Here is a 22,871-nt window from a genome sequence, read left to right on the forward strand (position 1 = left end):
TGATGGGCCGACGTCGCCATTCGCTTGACGCTGGACCCGACTAAGGAAGGAGCGCATTGAAGTATGCCGCTGCATCGGTTGCAGGCACGTATCGTCGTCGCGTTGGAAACGGCGGTGCGCTGGGTCGTGCGCACGCCGACGCTCATCGTATGGAGTGGCGTGGGAATATCCATTCTCGTCATGATGGTGGCCGTGGCGTTGCTCTACGAAGGTCGGCTGCTGGTGCTCGCCCGTGCGGCCGATAACCAGCGCAACATCGCCGAAGTCCTGGACCGGGATCTGGAGCTCAACTTTCAGCTGTACGAGGCTTCGCTCGACGCGGTCGTGAAGTTGCTGGCGCGTCCCGACATCGAGGCCATGGCGCCCGCACTTCGTCGTGAGCTGATCTTCGAGCGGGCAGGGGCGTCGCGTTACATCGGGTCGCTCGTCGTGCTCGATCCCGAGGGAAACGTCGCTATTGACGCGCAGAGCGAGGTGCCGCGTCCGTTCAACTTCGCCGACCGGGACTATTTCGGCGTCCATCGCGCCAACCCGGATGCCGGATTGTACGTGAGCGGCTTTCTCCATTCGCGCCTTCGCAACGACGCGCCGACCATGGTCATGAGCCGACGCATCTCCCGCGCGGACGGCTCGTTCGGCGGCGTCGTATCGCTCGCGGTGGACATCGAGTATTTCCGTCACTTGTTCGATCACATCGAAGTCGGACGTCAGGGGGTGATCCTGCTGCTCGGCAAGGGCGGCGTAATTCTCATGCGCAAACCGTACGACGAAAATGTCATCGGGTTGACGATGGCGCAGAGGGGTCGCTACGAATCGTTGCCCCCGGGGCGTGACGAATATCGCATTTATCCGATCCGCTTCATGGGGCGCGACAGCCTGATGTCCCGCCGGTTTCTGAGTAATGCGCCCCTGACGCTGATCATCGTCACGTCCAGCAACGAGACGCTTGCACCGTGGCACAAGCGCGTCATCGAGTTCGGCGGACTGTTTCTCCTGCTCAACGCGGGGTTCGTGCTGACGTCGTTACTCCTCGCAGCCCAGTTGCGCAGACGCCTGCGGGCCGAGCGGGAATTGAGCCTTCTGGCCCGTACCGATGGTCTCACCGGCCTCTCGAACCGCCGCTCGCTCGACAAGATCCTTGCGACGGAGTGGCGGCGCATGCGCCGCGCCGGTCATTCGCTGGCCGTCGCCTTCATCGATATCGACTGGTTCAAACGCTACAACGACACGCACCGGCATCAGGCGGGCGACGCCGCACTCGCTGCGGTCGCCAGCGCCATCGGGGCGGCGCTGCAACGCCCGTCGGATGCCGCCGGTCGCTATGGTGGAGAGGAATTCATCGTCGTGCTGCCGGACACCGATGCACAGGGCGCTCAGCGCGTAGCGGAGGGTATCCGTCTAGCGGTCGACCGCCTCGACCTCGACCATGCATCGAGCGACTTCGGTCATGTGACGGTGAGCATCGGTGTGGCTTGCCGACAGCCCCGCGCCGGGGAGTCGGTCGATATGCTCGTCAAGGCTGCGGACCGCGCGCTTTATCGGGCCAAAGCCACCGGCCGCAATCGCGTGATCGTCGCTTCGGAAGACGATGCTACGGCCGCATTGGCATCGTAAGTCCGTCGATTCCCCGCGGGTCGTCCCCATCTCCTCGTAGGAATTGTCTGGTTTCGCACTTGCAACGGGTGCGGATCGACGATTCATGGTCCGCATTTTCTCGCGAATCTCTCGTTCTTCAAGAGGATCAAAAGACGGCTGTAAGTCTTTGATCCTTTGGTGACTCTTTGCGTATCGACGGAATGATGCATCCGTCATTTACGTCTTGCCAGCGCCCGCCTACACGTCTTTCAGATTCCGCCGATTCGCCGAATGCGGCGGGCTCTCTACAATCGATTTCAACAAGTCCGGTGCGAGATGCAATAGCACGGACGGCAGCCAAGGAGTTTGTCATGGCGAAGCGTAACCCCCCGTCGCCCGTAGCGCCCACCCACACGGGCAAGCGTGGGTTGGCGGAAGAAGAAGCGCGCAAAGGCACGTCGTCAAATCGGCCGGAACGCGAGGATCACGAACTCACGCATGAAGACGGCGATGCCGAAACGCACGGAGCGCCACAGCCTGTGACGGACGATGCGGACAAAGCACAGCCGCATGAGGCCAGGCAGGCGGCGGCGCGCGACGAACAAACGGCGCGCGCGGTCCAGCAAAGCGAGCCGGAATGGTTAGGGGCGTCGTCGCCGAAGCGCGCCGCGTCCCAGGGAACAGAAAAGAGGTCGACAAGTGGTTCGGGCGGTCACGGCTATGCGCCGCAGATCGCTCATGGCGAGGAGAGCGGCTATGGCCCGGCAGATGCAGTGCCGGGCGAGCACCCGAGATTCGGGCGGCAAAGCGCTTATGGTCCGCACGACGACTATGCCGGTACCGGACGGGATGCCTCGGGATCGATGCCGCCGGTGAGAAGTCCGGCGCAGTCGCGGCAAGTCGACTGGCCGAAGGGCACGGTCGGCGTCGAACCGGTGGATGCGCTCAAGCGCAATGCGAAGGCGAGCAGCGTCGAGGATATCGAGGGCGAAGCCGGACAGGCAGCAGGGCGTCGGGGCCGTAGCGGTGGGCGTGGCAATGAGAACGAAGACGTCAAGGCCGATGGCGCGATACACGACGCGATTCGCAAGTCGCTGTCCGACGCCATCGACCTCGATGTGTCCCACGTCGAAGTGAGCGTGACGTCAGGCCTGGTACTGCTGACTGGCTATGTGCCCGAACGCTGGATGCAACACGTCGTGCAGACGGAAGTGGAGAAGGTCGACGGCGTGAAGGGCGTCGACAACCGGTTGCACGAGCGGCGTATGAAATCGATGAGCCGCCCGGGCGAGAGCCAGGAAGGTCACAAGATTTAACGCAAACAACCTAATAAAGGACAAACCGGCATCGGGGGGTGCAGCGATACAGGCAATGCACCGAAGACGCCGGTCAAGAGGCAAGACCGGGCATCTCCGGGCGAGGGGATGTATCACCTAAGACTCGGTCGTCGTGTGGGCGCCGCGCGCTTGACGTGCAGGAGGTGACGCCCATAGGCAATGCGACGCAATGCCAGTGACGCGACGGCCAATTTCGGGAGGTCAACACAATGAAACAAGCCAATTTGCTCAAATTCGTCATGGCGGGTGCCCTTGCTACCACGGGTATCGCAGCTCACGCGCTCGATCAGGGCGGGATCATCAAGATTGCCGATAACGCGAGCGCCAGCAGCGTGATGAGCGATACCGGCCGCAAGATCGACGATTCGGCGCTGACCGCCAAGGTCAAGGCCGAGTTGCTCGCGAAGAAGGACGTGCCGTCGACCAAGGTCCACGTCACGACGCGCCACGGTGTGGTGCATCTGACGGGTTCGGTGCCCGAGTCGGCGCAGAAGACCCTCGTCGAGGATACGGTCAAGGGCGTGGATGGCGTGGTCGATGTCAAGAACGACCTCAAGGTGTCCGCCAAGTAAGCGCCAGTCATTGCAGCACGTTGCGGCGACTCATGTCGCCGCAATGTACAAGAGACCGCACTCTCGCCCTGTCGAAGACGCATTGTTGGGATGACGGCGTAAGTTACTCGCCGTTGTTCTGAAATGCGTGCTTCGACTTCATTAGCGAAGGAGGAATCATGAACATGCAATCAGGCCGGGGCCAGACGCCCCAACCCAATCAACCCGGTGCTCGCATCGTCGGCGCATCGCACAAGCTGCCCGATGGCCCGGGTCCGTCCGTGATGGCGGCCGACACGCTCGACGCGGAAGACGTCGTGAATACCGCAGGCGAGAGCCTCGGGAAGGTCAAGCACATCATGCTCGACGTCCAGCGCGGGACCGTGGCTTATGCCGTGTTGTCCTTCGGTGGCTTCCTCGGCATGGGGGACAAACTGTTCGCCATTCCGTGGCATGCCTTACAGCTCGACGTGGAGAACAAGCGCTTCATCCTGAACATCGACAAAGAGGCGCTCAAGAAGGCGCCGGGGTTCGACAAGGACCACTGGCCGAGTATGGCCGACATGCATTGGGCCGAGCAGGTGCATACGTATTACACCGTCGACCCGTACTGGCATTGAGCCGCACGAGTCTTTGCTCATGCCGAGCCCAAAACAAATTCGTCGGCTGACGCGGGTGCCCGGTCTGGAAGGGCATTTGCCGGAGCCGTTTGACCCGAGCAAACCGCCGGGGACACCGCCGCCGAAGTCGCCTCCTGACGAGGACGAACCGACGCCGATGCCGCCGCCCGACCGGCCGCTCGATCCGCCGGTGGAAGATCCCCCGGTCCGCCCGCCCGGCAAGTATGTCGAGCGGTCGTGCGGTTGGGGCGGGACAGCGTGCAGGTCGCCCGGATGGCTGGCAGGTGACGGACGTCGTCAGGTCGGCAAGGGAGGAAAGTCATGCTTGGCACCATCTTGTTGATTGTTTTGGTGTTGCTGTTGATCGGTGCGTTACCCGCGTGGCCGCATAGCCGGGAATGGGGGTACTACCCATCCGGCGGGCTCGGATTGGTCGTTCTGATTGTGGTGTTGCTCGTGGTGATGGGGCATATCTGACGGTTGGCCCCACCCAAGGAGGACAAGGAGGACGCGTCATGCCGTATCGACAGACTCACGATTTACCGGCGAGCGTGAAAGACAACTTGCCGGCGCACGCTCAGCAGATCTATCTCAAGGCGTTCAATTCGGCTTGGGATGAGTACAAGGATCCCGGCGAGCGACGCGGTCATGAATCGCGTGAAGAGACGGCGCACAAAGTGGCATGGAGCGCCGTGAAACAGACTTACGAAAAGGATGACAAGTCCGGGAAGTGGCATTCGAAGCATCATTGACCACTGACCGGTGGTTCCGGCGAGGGCGCGGAAGCTTTGCGCAGTGGCATCCGTGCGGCGTACGCGAAGCGGCACTCGCCGTTGACCCCCAATACGATTGCATTCGGTTCCCGCAACCGGAGCGCATTCGTAGCTTGCCGGCCCACCCACTGGGCCGGTTTTTTTTTACGTCGCCCCCGCGCGTGCACGCGTGTCGCGATGTTGATGGGGGCGCGTCTCGTCGCTTGCCATATTGCGGTGCGGCAGATGCATGCAAAAACGAGGCCAATTGCCCGCATTTGTGACGTTTTGATAATGTTGCAACGCCGCAGTGAGTCTGCAGACTTTGACGGCTTCGCGTAAAATCCTTGCTTGCTGTCATCTCCGAATCCCGATGAGTTCCCCCCAAATCCTCCCCGTCGAGGCGACCGAAACGTTGCCCCGTTCATCCATTCCCGTCTGGCTTTCGTTCGTGGCGCTCGCCATGGGCGGCTTCGGTATCGGGACCGGCGAGTTCGTCATCATGGGCCTGTTGCCCGACGTCGCCAAAGGTCTGGACATCAGCATTCCTCAGGCCGGTCACGCCATCAGCACCTATGCACTGGGTGTCGTGATCGGCGCGCCATTGCTTGCGGTGCTCGGCGTGCGTCTGCCGCGTCGCGCGTTTCTCGTCGCCCTGATGGCGATGTTCGCCATCGGTAATTTCGCAAGTGCGCTGGCCCCGGGTTATCTCTCGCTGATCGTGTTGCGCTTTCTCAGCGGTCTGCCGCATGGCACCTATTTCGGTGTGGCGGCGCTCGTCGGGGCGTCGCTCGTGCCGCCGCATCGCCGAGTGCATGCCGTCGGACAAGTCATGCTCGGACTCACGCTCGCGACACTCTTCGGTGTGCCGATTGCCGCAGGCCTTGGCCAATGGCTGGGCTGGCGTGCGGCGTTTGTGATGGTGGGGGTGATCGGCGCGCTGACGGCCTTGCTCGTGTGGCGCTGGGTGCCGGACGCGCCTGCACCGCATGGCGCGAGCCCGCTGCGCGAGTTGGGCGCACTGCGCAACTCGCAGGTCTGGCTCACACTGGGAATCGGCGCCATCGGCTTCGGCGGCATGTTTGCTGTCTTCAGCTATATCAAGCCGACGCTGATGCAAGTCGCCGGTGTGCCCGAGTCGTGGGTGCCGTTCTATCTCGCGCTGTTCGGCGTGGGGATGGTCGGTGGCACGATCATCGGCCCGCGTCTGGTGGCGGCGGCCACGTTGATGCGCGCCATCGGCGGCACGCTGATCTGGTCGGCATTGTTGCTCGTGGCCTTCGCGTTCACATCGTCGAGCCCCTGGCTGGCGGGAGTGAACGTGCTGGCGATCGGCACGATCATCATCATCGGCCCCGCATTGCAGATTCGTTTGATGGACGTGGCAGGCGAGGCGCAAACGCTCGCGGCGGCGCTGAATCATTCGGCCTTCAATATGGCCAACGCCGCCGGCGCATGGCTCGGCGGTGTGGCGATCACTGCGGGTTACGGCTGGACGTCGACCGGTTGGGTCGGCGCATTGCTCTCCTGCGCGGGCATGGTCATGTTCTTCTGGGCGCGGCACGATGCCCGCCGGAAGGCCCGGTAACACAAGCCCTGCATCGTCAGCATGGCGATGAACGCGAGCGGATACGCCCACCAGATGCCGGTGAGTCCGGCGATCCGCTCGAACATCCACGCGGCGGGCACTTCGATGCCCAACAGCCCGGTCATGCCGAGTAGCGTCGGCACCCACACGCGGCCGCTGGCGCGCATGGCGCCGGTCATCACTGCGGTGGCTCCCATCACCAGCACACTCCAGGCGACGATGTAGAGCAGGTGCGTCGCGAGCGACAGCACGTCGGGATCGGTCAGGAAGCCGCGAAGGAGCGTCGGTGCGATCGGATAGATCACCATGATCAGGCTGCCGGTCAGTCCCAGATTGCACAGCAGACCGGTGCGCACGATCGCGCCGACGCGCTCACCGCGTCCTGCGCCGATGGCATGGGCGCACAGGATCGACGCCGTGATGCCCAGCGTCATCACCGGCATCTGCAACCAGCTCATCACCTGCGTCACTGCGCCGTAAGCGGCGGTGGCATTCGCACCGTGTCGGTTGACCATGCTCAGCAGCGCCATCTCGGCAATCGCCATCGTCAGCATCTGAATCGCTGCGGGCACGCCGATGTGAAGGATGCCGCGCGCCAACGCCGGATTCCATCGAATCGCGCGCCACAGATCGGCGCTCGGCGCCAGCGGATGCCCCTTGCGTCGCCAGTGGATGGTCATCCAGAGCAGGGCGACGGTGAACGCGAGCATCGTCGACGCCACGGCACTCGCTACGCCCAGTGCGGGGAACGGTCCCCAGCCGTAGATGAACGCCGGTGTCAGACCAAGCGACAGCAGCGTTGCGATCAGTAGGGCGATGAGGGGAGACACTGCGTCGCCGGTGCCCCGGCTCATCGACGTCGTCAGCCAGAGCATAAAGATGACAGGCATGCCGATGAGCATCCATCGGGCGTATAGCGTCGCGGCGTCGAAGACGGGCTCGGGGGTACCGAACAGGCGCATCAGCGGCGTCGCAAACAGGCCACCCAGCACGCTGATCACGAGGCTCGCGCCGCACATCATCACGAGCGCCGTGCCTGCAATGTTGCGCACGAGCGCCCGATCCTGCGCGCCCCATGCCCGGCCGATCATGACGGTTGCACCGGCAGACAGACCGATCACGATGGCCAGCAAAAAGAAGAAGACGGGAAAGAACGCGGAGACGGCCGCAATCGCGTCGGTGCCGATCAGGTGGCCGAGATAGATGCCGTCGGCGGTGCCTGCAATGGACTGGAGCGCGTTGGTCAGCATCATCGGCACGGCGATGAGGAGCCAGGTCTTCCAGAGCGGTCTGGGCGGCTGCGGTGGGGTGGAGGGGTGTTGCGTCATGGTTCGTTTTCCTTGGTGAGAACGCAAACGTCGGACGGGACACGTCGGACAAGGACGTCGGTAAACAGGGACGTCGACAGGGGGGCATCGAACGGGATACCGCAAAAGCGACAGGCAAAGCGAGGCCTATCCGGGACGGCGGTCCGCCCGGTGAGCAGTGAAATCCGTGAAGGGGGCGCGAGGGCGCGGCGGCACCTCGCGCCGATGGCCTACGGCGTGGTCAGTCCGGTGTGACGGATGTCAGGCACCCTCGCCAGCAAATGGCCCGCCGGTGTGCATCAGGCCAACGCATCGACCAGATCGTCGGTGGACGTGAGGCGCATCAGGTGCGTGCGCACGTCTTCGGGCCATTCGACGATGCGCTGGGCCAGTGCGTCGAGATCGTTGGCGAAGAGCGCGCGAGACGCCTCTTCGAAGTGCGCCAGGTCGCCTGCCATCGTCGACATGAAGCTGTACGAACGCTCCTGCGCACGACGTTGCATATCGCGCTCGGCATTCGCGCGACGGGCTTCGTCGATCAGCTTGCGCAGGGCGACGGACGCGCCGCCGCGCTGCTCGGAGAGCCAGTCCCAATGACGCGGCAGCAGCGTGACTTCGCGTGCCACGACGCCGAGCTTCGGGCGGCCCCGGCCTTTGGGGGCATCGGCCGGTTCGGATGCACTGTCGGCACCCACGGGGCTGTCGGGGCTGTCGGCCACGGCGGCGGGGTAGCGCGCACGGATGTCGGCGGCGCTACCGCGTGCGTCTACATCGCGCGTGTCGCCCGTCAGGTTGTCGAAGATGAGGACCGACGCGTGCGGGTCGGCGAGCATCGCCTGCTGATAGGCAATGGCGGCGTCGGCAAGCGAACCGGAGGCAATGCGACGCTTGTCGCGAAAGACGGTATAGCCAAGAGATTGAGCAGCCACAGCGGACTCCGATAACAGTGACGGACGGTCGATGTGGCGAATATTACCCGGGTGTTATTTGAATTGCAATATCATCCGGGTAATATTGTCGGCGGTGTAGCAAGTCGGCGTTTCAGGCGGTCAGTGCCACGCCGCCGTTCAGTCGCTCCAGCACGGTGGCCTTGACGGCACCCGGTGCCTCGTCGAGCAAGGTGGGCCAGACGGTCTGCGCTTCACGAACTGTCTCACGGGCGATCGTCATCAGCCGTCCCACGCGCAGCAGTCCTGCGCCTTTGAGCAGCGCTTCGAGGGCGGGCCAGTCGAACGCCCGCAGCGTCTTGTCGATGGCCCGGTTTACGCCGTAGTGCGAGAGCGGTACATCGTGAAAGAAGGCTGCGACGCACACCGGATCGTAGACGGGGGCGAGTTGTGGTGTCTGCGCGTCGGGATAGATCAACGCCCAGTTCTTGAGATGCGCGTCGGTGTTGCCGAGCAGGATGAACGCGATCAGACGCCGCATGAACTCGCGCACGTCCCGTACGGGCTGGCCGGAGAGTTGGTCGAGCACGCGCAGCATCGTGGTGTAGTCGACGTCGAGGCCGCGTCCGTATTTGCTGCGCGGCGGGTATTGCAGCACCTGAGCGAACTCTTCCATATGCACACGTCGGCCATCGGGCAGCCGGTCGAAGCGCGGCACCGCAAGGATGTGCTCGAACGGTACGTGCTCAGGCAGATCGGCGTCGTGCCGCGAGATGATTTCGGCTTTTGCGCATTCGAGATCGAGGGCTTCGCACAGCCGATAGCCGGTGAATTCGTTCTCGACGAGATCGGGGTGGCGCGTGGTCGGCAGCTTGAGAATGACCGATCCCGCGCGCCCCTGACGCTTCACGATGTAGCGGCGGCCGTCGCGAATGGCGGAGAACTTCGTCACGACGCCGGGCAGCGACGCCGCATCTTCCACTGGCGTGTCGACGAAGCCCGGCTCGACCATTTCGAGTCCCAATGCGGTGTGCCAGCGATGCACGACGTCCGGCACGCCTTCGCGCGGCGGTACCGGCTCGACTTCCAATGCGCCCATCAGATCATGACCGGCGGCGGCGAGCAGTTCGAATTCGTCGTCGGGACTGCAATGGCGCTCGGCCGCGAGGCGTTCGCGGTTGTGGCCTTCGGGCAGCAGATTCTCGAAATACACAGGCCAGCGGCCATCGGTGCGCACGAGACGAACGTCCTGCGGAGAGGCGAGAATTTCGCGGGTCGCCGTCTCGTTGGCCCCGCGATAGGCGAGCGAGAGGACAGGACGTCGTGCGTCCGCAATGTAGTCCTCGTCGAACGACATGCGCAGGATGTCCCCGTACTGGGAGAGATAGCCGATGGCGCGACGGCTGCCGTCCGGCTGGTGCAGATAGGCGCGCAAGTACTTGATATTCATGGCGAGAGTCTCGTTCGGGCGGTCATGTGTCGAGGGTGCCGCCAGTGCCGATAATGCCCGTCGGGCGGGTTAGCCCCGAAGCGTATCCACGATGGAGGGCGGGGCCGACACGCCGCTCGGCTGCCCGAGATATTTGCCGCCGGAGCGCAGAAACGCTTCGACTTCCTGACGCAGTGCGGCGGGCACGAACATCGGTTCCAGTCCGAGCGCGCGCGCCGTCTCCAGCAAGGTCGACATACGCGGATCGAGCGCGCCCGACTCCATTTTTTGCACGGTCATGCGCGACAGCCCGGCCTGATCCGCCAGTTCGGCCTGGGTCAGTCCGGCGTCTTTGCGTGCCGAGATTAGCGGTTCCATGAAGCTCATTATCATGTGCTTTTCGGGATAAATGATGACTTATCTTAGCATTTTCCCGGGCGACGTGCAAAAAATAAGCTAATTAAAATTAGCTTTTATGTGTTAATGCTAATAAAAATTAGCCTTAACCCTCGTGTCCGGAATGTACCTTGCCTCTCGATGCTTTAACGCGAGAGCGCACCTGCTTGGCATCGCGGCGGCGCACCTGACTCGCGAGCGTGGGGCGCGTGGGCACGCGGCGGCGGGGGGCGATGGCTGCGGCGTCGATCAGCGCTTGAAGACGCGCCAGCGCGTCGGCGCGGTTGAGTTCCTGCGAGCGATGTTGTTGCGCCTTGATGATGATCACGCCGTCTTGCGTAATGCGGTGATCGAGCCGGGCGAGCAGGCGGGCTTTCACTTCGTCGGGCAGCGACGAGCGCATGACGTCAAAGCGCAAATGGATGGCACTGGAGACTTTGTTGACGTTCTGGCCGCCTGCGCCTTGCGCGCGCATGGCCGTGAGTTCGACGTCTTCGGGGGCGATAAGAATGCGACGGTTCATGGGCTCAAGAATAACGTTCCCGATGCGACGCCCACAAGCGACACCCCAAAAGCGATGCGGCAGCGCCGGAGATGATATCCGGTGCTGCCGACATGCGCGCTGAGATAGCTGCCTCAGTGAGGTGCCGTCACGACGACGAACTGGACGGTAGTGCCGGAATAGACCGGCTGATACCAGGTCGAGCCGCAACGCTGATAGGCAACGTTGTTGACGATAGTGCTCACGCAACTCGGCGGCAACGAAGCAACAGTTGAGCCGATGATGGCTGCCGATACCCCGATTGTGACGGCGGCCGCCACCGGGTCATACCAACCGCCACCCCAACCCCAATACGGCGGTGGGGGTGGTGGAGGGGGCGGCGGCGGATGTGGCCCGGGTCCTGGCCCCGGGCCAGGAGGGGGGCCGGGCGGGTGCGGCCCGGGTCCAGGTCCAGGTCCAGGTCCAGGTCCAGGTCCAGGTCCAGGTCCAGGTCCAGGTCCGGGGCCAGGTCCGGGGCCAGGCGGGTGCGGGCCGGGATTCGGTGACGGATTGGGGCCGGGGTTCGGATGCGGCTGAGGTCCCGGTCCGGGCGGTTGTCCACCCCCGGCATTGGCATGCATCGCGCCGCCGCCCGCAGGGCCGCCACCGCGCGTGGCACCGCTCAAGTTGCCTTGCGGCGCGCCGCCATGGAACCCGCCGCCTCCGTGGAAGCCACCACCGCCGCCAGCGTGAAGACTGGTGCGCGCGCCGCCCCGAAAACCGAAGCCATAACTGGCCGTGGACGTCAGGACGAGCACCGCCGCTGTGGCAAGGCACGTCGCACGAGCCACAGTGAGGATGCCGCGTGTGCCCACCGTCGCAGGTGTGCTTGTTGAAGAGGTCGTTCGCGTCATTGCTGACCTCCTGCGGCAGACGGCGGCCGCATCTCGATGCGTTGCGCGCCGGCCGGGGCCTTGTAAGTGAAGGTCCCTGACGGGAAAGTCGGATTCACGTCCCAGCGGTAATTCACGGAATGTCGCGGGCGCGACGGTTGCGACGTATCCGTGATCACGAAGCGGCATGGCAGCGGGCGCGAACCCACCCGAATCCACAGCTCCCAGTCGACGTCGGGCTGCTGGAACGCGTAATGGTTGCACCACTCGCCACCCACGCGGTCCAGACCGATAAACAGAGCTGAACGCAATTGCGTGGCATCGTCCGGGTCCATGCCCCAATAGAAGAGGTCGGCCAATGGCATACCGACCTGATATTTCTCGTCGATATCGCGTATCAGCTCGTCGATGGTCGGCGGAGCGCTTGCCTGACTGAAATACCGCTTGCCTTGCGATTCTTGATAAAGGGTGAAGGTTTTGCCGTCGTAGACGAACCCGCGATTGCGCGCCTGACCCGTCACAACAGCACGGACTTTATCGGGGCGTTGGACGGATAACTCGGTTTGGTGAAGAAAGCCGACATTCTGTCCGGTACTTAACACGGCATCGGTCACGGTATCCGCGTGTACCTGAAATCGTTTGAGGGAGCGCAAGTACCGACTCATTGTCGTCAACGCATCGACGGCGCCTTGCTGCATCTCCGGCATACCCTGTACTGGCAAAGTACTGTCCGATTCAGGGGCCTGCGCCCATGCCGGTGCGGCCACGAGCAGTGCGCCCGTCAACAAGGCCAGCCTCACGCCGCGGGGCGGATATCGTCGGATTTTTCGTCGGGAGAATGGAAAAAGCACTGTGTGACCTCATTCGAATGATGGAATTGAACGGGACGACCAACATGTGCGGACGCGACGCCAGATGGCGCGCAAACATGAACTTCAGGCAATACCCGGGCGGCATGGCGCGCGGTATGTGGGATCAGAATAGTGATTCGGATTGCAAACTGTCAAGCGGCGTAACCATCATCCGAACGGATTAAGAATTACTTGAACTTGACGAATAATTTTGTAACAAGCTGTATCCGGGGCGATGCAAAAAGAAAACCTATTACCCCGTGAACCGTCGGAAAAGCTTGATCTGCATCAACCAGCGATATTCTCGATTCCCATATTTAGTGAATATTAAGAGATTTCGTGGGAATTTGAGGGTAATTTAAATTACGTAAGTCGATGATGGAATTTGGTATGCAATTCGAAAGAAACTTGCGGCTTTGAATTATTTTGTTACTATCCGATGGAAACATCCGGGTTTTTACGAAGTCGGCGAATGCCCGGTGTTTTAGTTTGGACAATTAACTAGTTTGCGAAACAATATGCAACGTATGCATTCGATATGCATACATCGATAACAAAAGGACTCAGCATGAAGCTCACGAATGCCATGATTCTGGCCGGTCTGTTGTCGTTGGGGACGGTGGCGCACGCACAGGATGCGGCGCGTCCGGCACCGATCGTTGCAGGCGACGTCGTCGAATTCCGGACCACGTTGCTGGGCGTGGATGTTAAGAAGCGCACCATTCAGGTCGCCGACGATAACGGCAAGCCGGTCACCTTCGTCGTTGGCCCGGATGTCCGGAATTTCGATCAGATTCGCAAGGGCGACAAAATCATCGTGGCGTTTCAGCGCTCGGTGGCCATCTCCGTCGCGCCGGGCGACGGTATTCGCAGCCGCGTGCTGACCGAAGGGGCCGACCGCGCGACGCCGGGTCAGAAGCCTGCCGCCGACGCGGCTCGTAATCTGAAGGTCGTGGCGACGGTGCAGCGTATCGACCGTAAGTCGAATGTCGTGACGTTGCGTGGCCCGAATCGCACGGTCGACGTGAACGTGGAAGATCCGAAGTTGCTCGAAGGCGTGAAGGTAGGCGACTCCATGACGGTGAACTACACCGAAGCGGTTGCCGTGGCCGTGACGCCCGATCCGGCGGCAAAGAACAAGGCAAAGAGGGTGCCGTCGGTGCCTGCCTCGGCCCCGAAGCCCTAAGTTGTGTCACCCGGCGACTGCGCCGCGCAGCGCGCAGTCGCATTGACTGTCGTGTCCCCGGAGGGCCCGTGTTGGCTTTCCGGGGCGCGATACCCCCTGATACGGTAAGCACCCGGAGATCGCCATGGCACGGTCCGCCTTGCAATTCGACGATGCAACCTACGCTGCCTTGCTCGGCGCTGCACGCGATGCAGACGCCGCACACCCCCACAACAACCCCGCCTTCCTCGATGCCTTCCTGGCGGATGCATGGAAAGCCGCACGCCGGATCTACGGTGCGCAAACCTATCTGCGCTTCATGGCGCAGGCCGGTGTGACACGCCGTCCGAGCGCCGGTACCGTGCAAAAAGCCATCGTGCGTGCCCGCAGCATGTACGAAGTCCCGGTCATCCCGGCGTTCGGGGGAATACCCGTCGCAGGGCAGTCCGTCTGAGCGCAGCAGCTCGAACAGAATCTGGCGCGCGCCATGACGCTGCTCGACGCGATGCCCGAGAGTCACGGCACGGCCAGCGATGGCGTCACCGACGTAGCCGACGCCATGCGTCGTGTGCAGCATCTGGAACGGGAAAATCTGGAGCTACGGGCGCGTCTGGCGCAAATGACGGTGGCCGCCGCCTATGCCCGCGAGGCATTGGGCGAAACGCTCACGGTGTTCGCACCGCATGCCGTGCAGCAGGCGAGCGGCCTGGGTCGTCACGGGGTCTGACGCACGAGCTGAGTCGATGGGGTTGCGGTAGAAGCAGCGAAAGACGTGGCGGGTGGCGTGCCGACGGCACCTGCGTCTTCGCGATGGCTGACCGAAAAGCCGAACGCGTTGAAACCGTTCGCGCTGTGTGCCCACACCGTACCGCCGTGCATTTCCGCGATGGCCTTGACGATGGCTAGCCCAAGGCCGTGATTCTCACGGCTATTGGTGCGCGACGCCTCCGCGCGGTAGAACCGGTCGAACAGATGCTTGAGCACGTCCGCCGGGATTTCCGCCCCCGGATTGACGACTTCGATGCGCACTTGACGGGCACGGTTCGGCTCGGCGGCATTGATGGCCTCGATGGTCGAGGTGGTCTCGGTGGTAATACGCACGTCGATATTCGCGCCCGGCGCACAATGCTCGACGGCGTTCATCACCAGATTGGCCAGCGCGCGTCCGAACAACGCCTTGTTGACCTGCGCGAACGCGCTGCCATGCAGTCTGGCCGTGACCTGGGCCTCTTCCAGCGGAAATTCCAGAAATTCAAGGGTGTGCGCCGCTTCGCTCGACAGCGACACGGCCGTGAGGCCCGTCGCGCGTTCGCCCTGATCGGCGCGTGAGAGGAACAGCATGTCGTTGATGATAGTGCGCATGCGGCCGAGTTCTTCGAGGTTCGATTGCAGTAGCAGCCGCAGTTCCTCGACGGGCCGGTCGCGCGTGAGGGCCACTTCCGTTTGTCCGATCAGGATGGTGACCGGCGTGCGCAACTCGTGGGCGACGTCGGCATTGAACGATTCCAGCCGTTCGTAGGCGCCGTCGAGCCGAGCCAGCGCACCGTTGAACGAATGCGCGAGATCGTCCAGTTCGACGGGCAGCGAGCGGGTCACGAGGCGTTGCGAACGGTTATCCGGCCGGATTTCAGACGCTTCGCGCGTGAGCCGCGTAAGCGGCGAAAGACCCAGGCGCGCTACCGAGTAGCTGAGCAGCAGCATGCCCAGCGCGCCCAATCCGGAGATTGCCGCGAGACTCAGCCCGAACGCGCGCAGCGTCTGCTCGTTGGGGGAGTAACTGGCCGCGACTTGCAGCGTGACGGCCGGGCGCGCGCCGTAGGGCGGCAAGATCTCGCGGGTCGTCAGCATATCGTCGCCACCGCCGTCCGGGCTCAGGCGCACATAACCGTTGGATAGTCGTTTGACGAACATGCCGCTCACCGGCGTGCCGAACGTGTAGCGCGGGTCGTCGCTCGAGACCGCGTACGTCGTGGTGCCGTCGCGCGGGGTCATGTCGCTCAGTTTTTCCCGCACGATCTGCCACTTCTCGGGCGTGGCGCCGTGATACACGATGATGTGGGCGATCTGCGCGCGGTCGTCCAGCGACTCGCGCAAGTGCCGCTCCATTTGAACGCGCAGCACCAGATACAACGCCGCGCCGACGAGCGCGAACACCGACAGCGCCACGACGGCGAACATGGCGGCAAGGCGGCGGGAGATCGAGTGTTTCACGGTGAGGTCGTGGGTGTAGAGGGCGGGGGCGCTCAGGCCTCGCGCACTTCCAGCACGTAGCCCATGCCGCGCACGGTATGCAGCAGCTTGGTGGTAAAGGGGCCGTCGAGCTTGGCGCGCAGCCGTTTGATGGCGGTCTCCACCACGTTCGTATGGCTGTCGAAGTTGACGTCCCAGACCAGTTCGGTGATGGCTGTCTTCGAGAGAATGTCGCCCTGACGGCGCGCAAGCACCGACAAGAGCTGGAACTCCTTGGCAGTGAGATCGAGCCGGTGACCGTCGCGCGTCGCCCGGCGGCCGATCAGGTCGACGAACAGGTCGCCCACCGAGATCAGCGTCGATTCCTGCACGCGCGTGCGACGAGCGAGTGCGTGGAGGCGTTCGACCAGTTCGATGAACGAGAACGGCTTGGTGAGGTAGTCGTCGGCCCCTTCGCGCAGGCCGCGCACCCGGTCGTTCACGTGGTCGCGGGCGGTGAGCATGATGACGGGCGTGGACTTGCGCTCACGTAGCGACCCGAGCACGGCAAAGCCGTCGCGCTTGGGCAGCATCACGTCGAGCACGACGACGTCGTAGTCGAACTCCAGCGCCAGGTGCGTGCCTTCCTCGCCGTCGAGCGCAACATCGACCACCCAGCCTTGCTCTGTCAGCCCCGAGCGCAGATAGTCCACCACCTTTTGTTCGTCTTCAACGATCAGCACTTTCATGTCGTCACCTCATCTTTGCGCATTATACGAGTCAGGGGACGTCTCCGAGGGCTGCCATCCGCCGCCCAGTGCCTTGACCAGCGCGACCGACAGCACGAGTTGCTGCCCTCGGATCTGGACGTCCTGACGCTCACTCGCCAGCGCCGCCTGCTGCGCCGTAATCACGCTGAGATAGGCCGTCAGCCCGCCCGAATACCGGTCGTTCGCCAGACTCAGCAGGCGCTCGGCATCGACCACAGCTGCGTGCGATTCCTGCGCGGCGGCATTGAGGACCGACAGACCGGTCACGCCGTCCTGCACTTGCTGGAAGGCGGTGAGTACCGTCTGACGGTAGTTCGCTTGCACGGCGCGATAGCCCGCGCTGGCGTAATCGACCCCTGCCTGACGCCGTCCGCCGTCGAAGACGACCTGCGACGCCAACGTGCCCAATGTCCACAACAGGCTGGGGGCAGACAGCAGGTTGGCGAACTCGGTGCTTTGCCAGCCGATGCCGGGATTCAGCGTCAGGCTCGGGAAGAAGGCCGCTTTCGCCACGCCAATCTGTGCGTTTGCAGCGGCCATGCTACGTTCGGCCGAAGCCACGTCCGGACGCCGTTGCAGCACATCGCTCGGCACGCCGAGCGGGATCTCGGGCAGCGTTGCAGGCAGGAGCCCCTGCGGAATTGAGAACGCCGGCGCGGGCACGCCGACGAGCGCCGCGATGGCATGCTCGTACTGGTCGCGTTGCTGATGCAGCAGGCGAGCCTGCACGCGCGTGGTGTCGAGTTGCGATTGCTGCTGTAGGACGTCCAGCCCCGAGACCGCGCCGAGATCGTGCTGGGCGCTCACGTAATCGAGCGCTTTTTGCTGCAAGGTGACCGACTGGTCCAGCACCCTGATCTCGGCGTCGATGGCGCGCAATTGGAAGTAGGCCGTGGCGAGTTGTGTCGTGAGGACGAGTCTGGCATTCGCCAGATCGTCGCCCGCTTGCTCGGCGGACGCCTGCGCACCTTCGACCTGACGGCGAATGCGGCCAAACAGATCGGTGTCGTAGCTCACGCCCAGTCCTACCTGAACGTTGTTCTGCACGGTCGACATGCTGCTCGACGAGTAGCTCGTGACCGGGCGATTCGCCGAGATGCGCTGACGGGCCAGCCCGAACGAGGCATCGACTTCCGGCAGCCGCTGAGCCGAAATGCCGGACAGCGTCGCCTGTGCCTGATCGTAATGCGCGACGGCGGCGGCGAGCGTCTGGCTCTGTGCGAGGGCCTTGTCTTCGAGGGCGTCGAGCGCCGGTTCGTTGAACGCTTTCCACCAGTCAGGCTGCATCGCAGCGCGCGACGGTTGCGCGACCTTCCAGTAACCGTCTGTTTTCCAGACGGGTGGGGTCGAGACTTCCGGACGATGGTAGTCCGGGCCAACGGCGCACGCGCTGAGCAGCGCGACGACGGCGAGCAGCGTTGCGCTGAGCCGGATGCCGCTTTTGAGGCGACCCTGGCTGTCGTCGTCTACGCGGCTCACGATTCGCCTCCTTGCGCCTTGGCTGCGGGTTTGCTGACACCTTTGGTCTCAAGTGCCTTGGCCTGCACCTGGTCGCCGTCGTCCACCGAATCGCTCGGATTGACGATCACGCGGTCTTTGCGCGACACGCCGTCGGCCAGTTCCAGCGTTTGTCCGAGGTCCTGTGCGATCACGATCTTGTGCAGATGCACGATGCCCTGATCGTCCACGACCGCCACACGCGGGCCCTCGGCGCGGAACAGCAGCGCGTTGGCAGGCACGCTCAGATGCGGTTGCACGGCGCCGGGCAGCGCGAGTTGCACATACGCGCCGGGGCGCAGCTTGCCATCCGGATTCGGCAAGGCGGCTTCGATCTGGAGCGAACGCGTCGCGACGTCGATGGCGCCGGACACGTGCGTGATCTTGCCCTGGAAGTGCTGTCCGGGTAGTTCGGCTTGTGTCACGACCACCGGCTGACCGACGGACACGCTTTGCGCATAGGCCTGCGGTACTTGCGCGTAGACGCGCAACGGGTCGGTCTGCGCGAGCGAGAACATCGCCTGCGCGCTCCCGCTGCCCGCCGCGATGAGATCGCCGACGTCCACATTGCGCTGCGTGATCACGCCGTCGAACGGGGCGACGATGCGCTTGAACGATTCCAGCTGCTCAAGCCGTTTGACGTTGGCGTCGGCCGCTGCGAGATTGGCCACGCCCTGGGTGTAGGTGCTCTGACGTTCGTCCAGTTCCTGCTGCGAGACGGCGTCGCGCTGACGCAGTTGCTGCCACCGGTCGAGCGACGACCTGGCCAGGCCGAGGCTGGCGTTGATCTGATTGCGCTGGGCGATGGCCTGCGCCAGTTCCTGATCGGTTTCCGGCGTATCGAGGTCGGCGAGCAACTGACCTTGCTTGACCTTCGCGCCGATGTCCACGTAACGATGCAGCAAATAGCCCGTCGCACGGGCGTAGATGGGCGACTCGACCGCACCGCGCAGGGTGGCGGGCAGCAGCGTTTCGCTGGCGGCGGTGGCCTGTGGCGTCACTACGCTTACGAACTGCTTCGCGTTTTGCGACGTCACGTTGGCGACGGCCCGGCGTTGCAGAAAGTTGGAGAGGGTCGTGCGTGCTGCCCCTGCGACCAGCAGCAGGGCGACGACGATCAGCACGATCTTCGCGCGACGGAACTCGCCGTGACGCGGGGGCAGCTGCCGTCCGTCGGCAGGATCGTGCTCGGGAATGGCCAGTTCGGCGTGATGTTTCTCGGTCATGTCGTTCAACCCGTCAAATCTTGGTATCTGGTGTGTGGAGTGTCGGTCGCCGTGCCTTACTGGCTGGCGTTATCGTCATTCGCGTTGTCATCACTAGGGTCGCCATGCGTCGGCATGGCCGTGTTCCCTTCGCGACGGGCCTTGCGACGCACCAGTCGCGTGTGTACGCCTGCGAAGACCAGCGGCACGAAGAAGAGCGTCGAGACCGTCGCGAACATCAGCCCGCCGATCACGGCGCGCCCGAGCGGCGCGTTCTGTTCTGCGCCTTCGCCCAGACCGAGCGCCATCGGCACCATGCCGATGATCATCGCGAGCGCCGTCATCAGCACCGGACGAATCCGGCTCGCTCCGGCTTCGAGCGCCGCCTTGAGCGGCGCCATGCCCGATTCCGTCCGTTGCCGCGCGAACGCCACCACGAGAATACTGTTGGCGGTCGCGACCCCCATGGTCATGATGGCCCCCGTGAGCGCGGGCACCGACAGGCGCGTGCCGGTGAAAAACAGCATCCAGACGATGCCGGCCAGCGCGGCGGGCAGGGCGCTCACAATGATGAGCGGATCGACCCACGACTGGAAATCCACCACGATAAGCAGGTAGACGAGCACGATGGCCATGGCCACACCGATACCCAGCCCCATGTACGAGCTTTGCATCGTGCTGACCTGACCGCGCACCACGATCTGGCTGCCGCGTGGCAGATCCTTGCGAGCTTGTGCGACGAGTTTGTCGATATCGTTCGCCACGCTGCCCAGATCCCGGCCTTCCACGCTCACGTAGAGGTCGATGACCGGACGAATGTTGTAGTGGCTGACCACGGCGAATTGCTGCGTCGGCTCCACCTTCACGAAGTTGGCGAGCAACTGCGGCTGGCCGTTGTTGCCCGTGCCCGCCACCGGCAGGCGCAACAGATCGTCGATGGAACTGATACGGTACTGCGGTGATTGCACCGAGAGGCTGTACTCCACGCCGTTCTGTTCGTTGAACCAGAAGCCGGGCGACGTTTGCGAGCTGCCCGAGAGCGAAATCAGCACGTTCTGTGCGACGGCATTGGCGTTGAGATTCAACTGCTGCAGGCGCGTGCGGTCCATATTCAGGTGGATCGTCGGTGCGTTGACCCGTTGCTGAATATGGGTGTCGACCGTGCCCGGCACCTGACGCACCTGCTTGAGCAGCCTGGTCGCGACATCGAAGTTCGCCCGTTGCTGATTGCCGCTGATCTGGATGTCGATGGCGGCGGGCAGACCGAAGTTGAGAATCTGCGTGACGATGTCCGCCGGTTGAAAGAAGAACTCCACGCCGGGGAAGCGCTGCGGCAGCAAGGCGCGCAGTTTGGCGATGTACTCCGCGCTCGGACGATGCTCGGGCGTGAGCGCAATCTGGATCTCACCGTCGAGCGTACCGATCGTCCCCGCGTTGCTGTAAGAGAGGTTGATGCCGCTGTACGGCAGACCCAGGTTGTCGAGGATCGTTTCGAGTTCGTTGGCGGGCACGACCTCGCGCACGACCTTCTCGACCTGATCGGCCAGACGCGCGGTTTCTTCGATGCGTGTGCCCGTCGGTGCGCGCATGTGCATGCGAATGTTGCCCGCGTCGACCGACGGGAAGAAGTCGGCCCCCAATGCGAACACCAGTCCCATCGACAGCACGCAGAACGCCAGGAAGCCCGTGGCGAAGACACGGCGGCGCACCAGCAGGGTGGACAGCACGACGATGTACGCCGCGCGCATACGCTCGAAGCTGGCGTCGAAGCGCAGGTAGATGCGGCGGAAAACGCCGGGCGTCGCGTTCGGATCCGTGGGGTGCGCGTGCCCCATGAGCAGCATGGCGAGCGTGGGCACCAGCGTACGCGAGAGCACATACGACGCGAGCATCGCGAACACCACCGCCTCGGCCAGCGGCACGAACAGGTAGCGCGCCACGCCTGTCAGGAAGAACATCGGCACGAAGACGATACAGATACACAGCGTCGAGACCAGTGCCGGGACCGCGATCTCCCCGGCGCCATCGAGAATCGCCTGATGTAGTGGGGTCCCCATGTGGAGGTGTCGCTCGATGTTCTCGATGGTGACGGTCGCATCGTCGACCAGAATCCCCACCGCGAGCGCCAGCCCGCCCAGCGTCATGATGTTGATGGTCTGCCCGAGCGCATGGAGCGCGAGCAGCGACGAGAGGATCGAGAGCGGAATCGAGATGGCGATGATGCAGGTGCTGCGCCAGTTGCCGAGGAACAGCAGGATCATGGCCGCTGTGAGGGCGGCGGCGATCAGCGCTTCGTGAATCACACCTTGCACGGCGGCCTTCACGAAGACCGACTGGTCGAACAAGGCCGAGACGTGCAGGTCTGCGGGCAGGGCGGCGCGGGCCTCGGGCAGCAGCGCCTTCATGGCGTCGACGACGGACAGCGTAGACGCATCGCCCGTCTTCATGATCGACATCAGCACGCCACGCTGACCGTTTTGCCGCACGATGTTCGTCTGTGGCGAGAAGCCCGTGCGCACGTGGGCCACTTCACGCAGATAGGTGGTCGCCCCATTCACGGTGCGTACCGGAATATTGTTTAGGCCCTCGACGCTCGGCGGCGAGCCGTTCATGTCGACGGTGTATTCGCGAGGGCCGATCTTCGCTGTACCGGTCGGCAGGATCAGGTTCTGTGCGTTGACGGCCGCGACCACGTCCTGCGCCGTCAGGCCCTTCGCGAGCAGGGCGCGCGAGTCGATGTCCACCGAGATCAGTCGCGTCTTGCCCCCATACGGATACGGTACGGCGGCACCGGGAATCGTCACCAGTTGTGGGCGCAGGAAGTTCAGTGCCGTGTCGTTAAGCGCCGGTTCCGACAGGCTGGGGCTCGACAGGCCCAACTGCATCACTGGAATCGACGAAGCCGAATAACTGATGACGAGCGGTGGCGTCGCGCCGGGCGGCATCTGCTTGACCTGCGCCTGCTCGACCGCAACGACCTGTGCAATGGCCGTCTGAATATTGGCCGTCGGTTGCAGGAAGATCTTGATGATGCCGATGCCCGGCAGCGATTGCGACTCGATGTGCTCGATGTTGTTGACGGTGGTCGTCAAGCCGCGCTCGTTGCCGGAGATCATCCGGTCGGCGATGTCCTGTGCGGACAGACCGTTATAGGTCCAGATGATACTGATGACGGGGATGTTGATTTCCGGCAGCACGTCCACGGGCGTGCGCAACAGCGCGAGCGGCGTGGCGAGCAGGATCAGAATGGCCATCACGATGAACGTGTATGGCCGTTTGAGCGCAACGTTGACAATCCACATGATTCAGACGCGCTCGGGCGCAGTCACAGGCGTACGGACAAGGGCGGCGCCAACGACGCACACGCGGGCGCGTCACCGGTACCGGAAGGAACGCCG

Annotated in this window: 21 protein-coding genes; 10 read left to right on the top strand and 11 right to left on the bottom strand. The window is 63.5% G+C overall.

Annotated elements, in window-relative coordinates; translation table 11 throughout:
• Positions 1 to 63 precede the first annotated feature (63 nt).
• From MB84_RS11515 to MB84_RS11540, 7 genes are all read left to right on the top strand, one after another.
• The gene (locus tag MB84_RS11515; RefSeq protein WP_052653204.1) at positions 64 to 1,614 is read left to right on the top strand and encodes a GGDEF domain-containing protein; all 1,551 of its coding nucleotides are present in this window, start codon (positions 64 to 66) and stop codon (positions 1,612 to 1,614) included.
• Positions 1,615 to 1,946: 332 nt separating this feature from the next.
• Positions 1,947 to 2,891 (top strand): BON domain-containing protein, encoded by a 945-nt coding sequence (locus MB84_RS11520; protein ID WP_046291880.1) that lies wholly within the window; start codon positions 1,947 to 1,949, stop codon positions 2,889 to 2,891.
• A gap of 230 nt (positions 2,892 to 3,121) precedes the next feature.
• Positions 3,122 to 3,484 (top strand): BON domain-containing protein, encoded by a 363-nt coding sequence (locus MB84_RS11525; RefSeq protein ID WP_046291881.1) that lies wholly within the window; start codon positions 3,122 to 3,124, stop codon positions 3,482 to 3,484.
• Positions 3,485 to 3,642: 158 nt separating this feature from the next.
• Complete coding sequence (locus MB84_RS11530) at positions 3,643 to 4,083, top strand: PRC-barrel domain-containing protein (protein WP_046291882.1); 441 nt, start codon at positions 3,643 to 3,645, stop codon at positions 4,081 to 4,083.
• A 321-nt stretch (positions 4,084 to 4,404) separates the two neighbouring features.
• The gene (locus MB84_RS28930) at positions 4,405 to 4,560 is read left to right on the top strand and encodes a DUF3309 family protein (RefSeq protein ID WP_084009728.1); all 156 of its coding nucleotides are present in this window, start codon (positions 4,405 to 4,407) and stop codon (positions 4,558 to 4,560) included.
• 38 nt (positions 4,561 to 4,598) lie between these two features.
• A complete protein-coding gene (locus MB84_RS11535) occupies positions 4,599 to 4,835 on the top strand; it encodes a ChaB family protein (protein WP_046291883.1) in 237 nt (78 codons plus the stop codon).
• Between the two features lie 373 nt (positions 4,836 to 5,208).
• The gene (locus tag MB84_RS11540; RefSeq protein ID WP_084009729.1) at positions 5,209 to 6,423 is read left to right on the top strand and encodes an MFS transporter; all 1,215 of its coding nucleotides are present in this window, start codon (positions 5,209 to 5,211) and stop codon (positions 6,421 to 6,423) included.
• On the opposite strand, the gene MB84_RS11545 is transcribed toward MB84_RS11540, so the two are convergent.
• The 6 genes from MB84_RS11545 to MB84_RS11575 form a co-directional block, all read right to left on the bottom strand.
• Positions 6,321 to 7,751 (bottom strand): MATE family efflux transporter, encoded by a 1,431-nt coding sequence (locus MB84_RS11545; RefSeq protein WP_046291884.1) that lies wholly within the window; start codon positions 7,749 to 7,751, stop codon positions 6,321 to 6,323. The two genes, MB84_RS11540 and MB84_RS11545, sit on opposite strands and share 103 nt — an antisense overlap.
• A gap of 278 nt (positions 7,752 to 8,029) precedes the next feature.
• Positions 8,030 to 8,659, bottom strand: coding sequence for a DUF2239 family protein (locus tag MB84_RS11550; RefSeq protein ID WP_046291885.1), 630 nt, complete (start codon positions 8,657 to 8,659; stop codon positions 8,030 to 8,032).
• A gap of 112 nt (positions 8,660 to 8,771) precedes the next feature.
• Positions 8,772 to 10,067, bottom strand: a complete 1,296-nt coding sequence (locus tag MB84_RS11555) for a type II toxin-antitoxin system HipA family toxin (RefSeq protein ID WP_046291886.1) — start codon at positions 10,065 to 10,067, stop codon at positions 8,772 to 8,774.
• A 69-nt stretch (positions 10,068 to 10,136) separates the two neighbouring features.
• Positions 10,137 to 10,424 (bottom strand): helix-turn-helix transcriptional regulator, encoded by a 288-nt coding sequence (locus MB84_RS11560; protein ID WP_245725535.1) that lies wholly within the window; start codon positions 10,422 to 10,424, stop codon positions 10,137 to 10,139.
• Positions 10,425 to 10,548: 124 nt separating this feature from the next.
• The gene (arfB, locus tag MB84_RS11565) at positions 10,549 to 10,965 is read right to left on the bottom strand and encodes an alternative ribosome rescue aminoacyl-tRNA hydrolase ArfB (RefSeq protein WP_046291888.1); all 417 of its coding nucleotides are present in this window, start codon (positions 10,963 to 10,965) and stop codon (positions 10,549 to 10,551) included.
• An 868-nt stretch (positions 10,966 to 11,833) separates the two neighbouring features.
• Positions 11,834 to 12,514: a DUF2092 domain-containing protein gene (locus tag MB84_RS11575; RefSeq protein WP_211279369.1), complete on the bottom strand. Its 681-nt coding sequence runs from the start codon at positions 12,512 to 12,514 to the stop codon at positions 11,834 to 11,836.
• A 721-nt stretch (positions 12,515 to 13,235) separates the two neighbouring features.
• Here MB84_RS11575 and MB84_RS11585 point away from each other — a divergent pair.
• The 3 genes from MB84_RS11585 (at position 13,236) to MB84_RS11595 (ending at position 14,559) form a co-directional block, all read left to right on the top strand.
• A complete protein-coding gene (locus MB84_RS11585) occupies positions 13,236 to 13,853 on the top strand; it encodes a hypothetical protein (RefSeq protein WP_052653210.1) in 618 nt (205 codons plus the stop codon).
• Positions 13,854 to 13,977: 124 nt separating this feature from the next.
• On the top strand, positions 13,978 to 14,286 hold the full coding sequence (locus MB84_RS11590) for a hypothetical protein (protein ID WP_046291891.1): 309 nt from the start codon (positions 13,978 to 13,980) through the stop codon (positions 14,284 to 14,286).
• A gap of 33 nt (positions 14,287 to 14,319) precedes the next feature.
• A complete protein-coding gene (locus tag MB84_RS11595) occupies positions 14,320 to 14,559 on the top strand; it encodes a hypothetical protein (protein WP_046291892.1) in 240 nt (79 codons plus the stop codon).
• On the opposite strand, the gene MB84_RS11600 is transcribed toward MB84_RS11595, so the two are convergent.
• Genes MB84_RS11600 through MB84_RS11620 form a run of 5 tightly spaced genes read right to left on the bottom strand, consistent with a single transcriptional unit; the run spans position 14,547 to position 22,775 of the window.
• Positions 14,547 to 16,043, bottom strand: coding sequence for a heavy metal sensor histidine kinase (locus tag MB84_RS11600; protein ID WP_157122699.1), 1,497 nt, complete (start codon positions 16,041 to 16,043; stop codon positions 14,547 to 14,549). The genes MB84_RS11595 and MB84_RS11600 overlap by 13 nt on opposite strands.
• Positions 16,044 to 16,075: 32 nt before the next feature.
• The gene (locus MB84_RS11605) at positions 16,076 to 16,750 is read right to left on the bottom strand and encodes a heavy metal response regulator transcription factor (RefSeq protein WP_046291894.1); all 675 of its coding nucleotides are present in this window, start codon (positions 16,748 to 16,750) and stop codon (positions 16,076 to 16,078) included.
• 9 nt (positions 16,751 to 16,759) lie between these two features.
• Positions 16,760 to 18,250: an efflux transporter outer membrane subunit gene (locus MB84_RS11610; protein WP_052653212.1), complete on the bottom strand. Its 1,491-nt coding sequence runs from the start codon at positions 18,248 to 18,250 to the stop codon at positions 16,760 to 16,762.
• Positions 18,247 to 19,494 (bottom strand): efflux RND transporter periplasmic adaptor subunit, encoded by a 1,248-nt coding sequence (locus MB84_RS11615; RefSeq protein WP_046291895.1) that lies wholly within the window; start codon positions 19,492 to 19,494, stop codon positions 18,247 to 18,249. The genes MB84_RS11610 and MB84_RS11615 overlap by 4 nt, the downstream gene beginning before the upstream one ends.
• 56 nt (positions 19,495 to 19,550) lie before the next feature.
• Positions 19,551 to 22,775 carry an efflux RND transporter permease subunit gene (locus MB84_RS11620; protein WP_046291896.1) on the bottom strand — a complete coding sequence of 1,075 codons (3,225 nt, stop codon included), beginning with the start codon at positions 22,773 to 22,775 and terminating at the stop codon, positions 19,551 to 19,553.
• Between the last annotated feature and the right edge of the window lie 96 nt (positions 22,776 to 22,871).

It is taken from the genome of Pandoraea oxalativorans (assembly GCF_000972785.3).
In the GTDB taxonomy this organism is placed as follows: Bacteria; Pseudomonadota; Gammaproteobacteria; order Burkholderiales; family Burkholderiaceae; genus Pandoraea; species Pandoraea oxalativorans.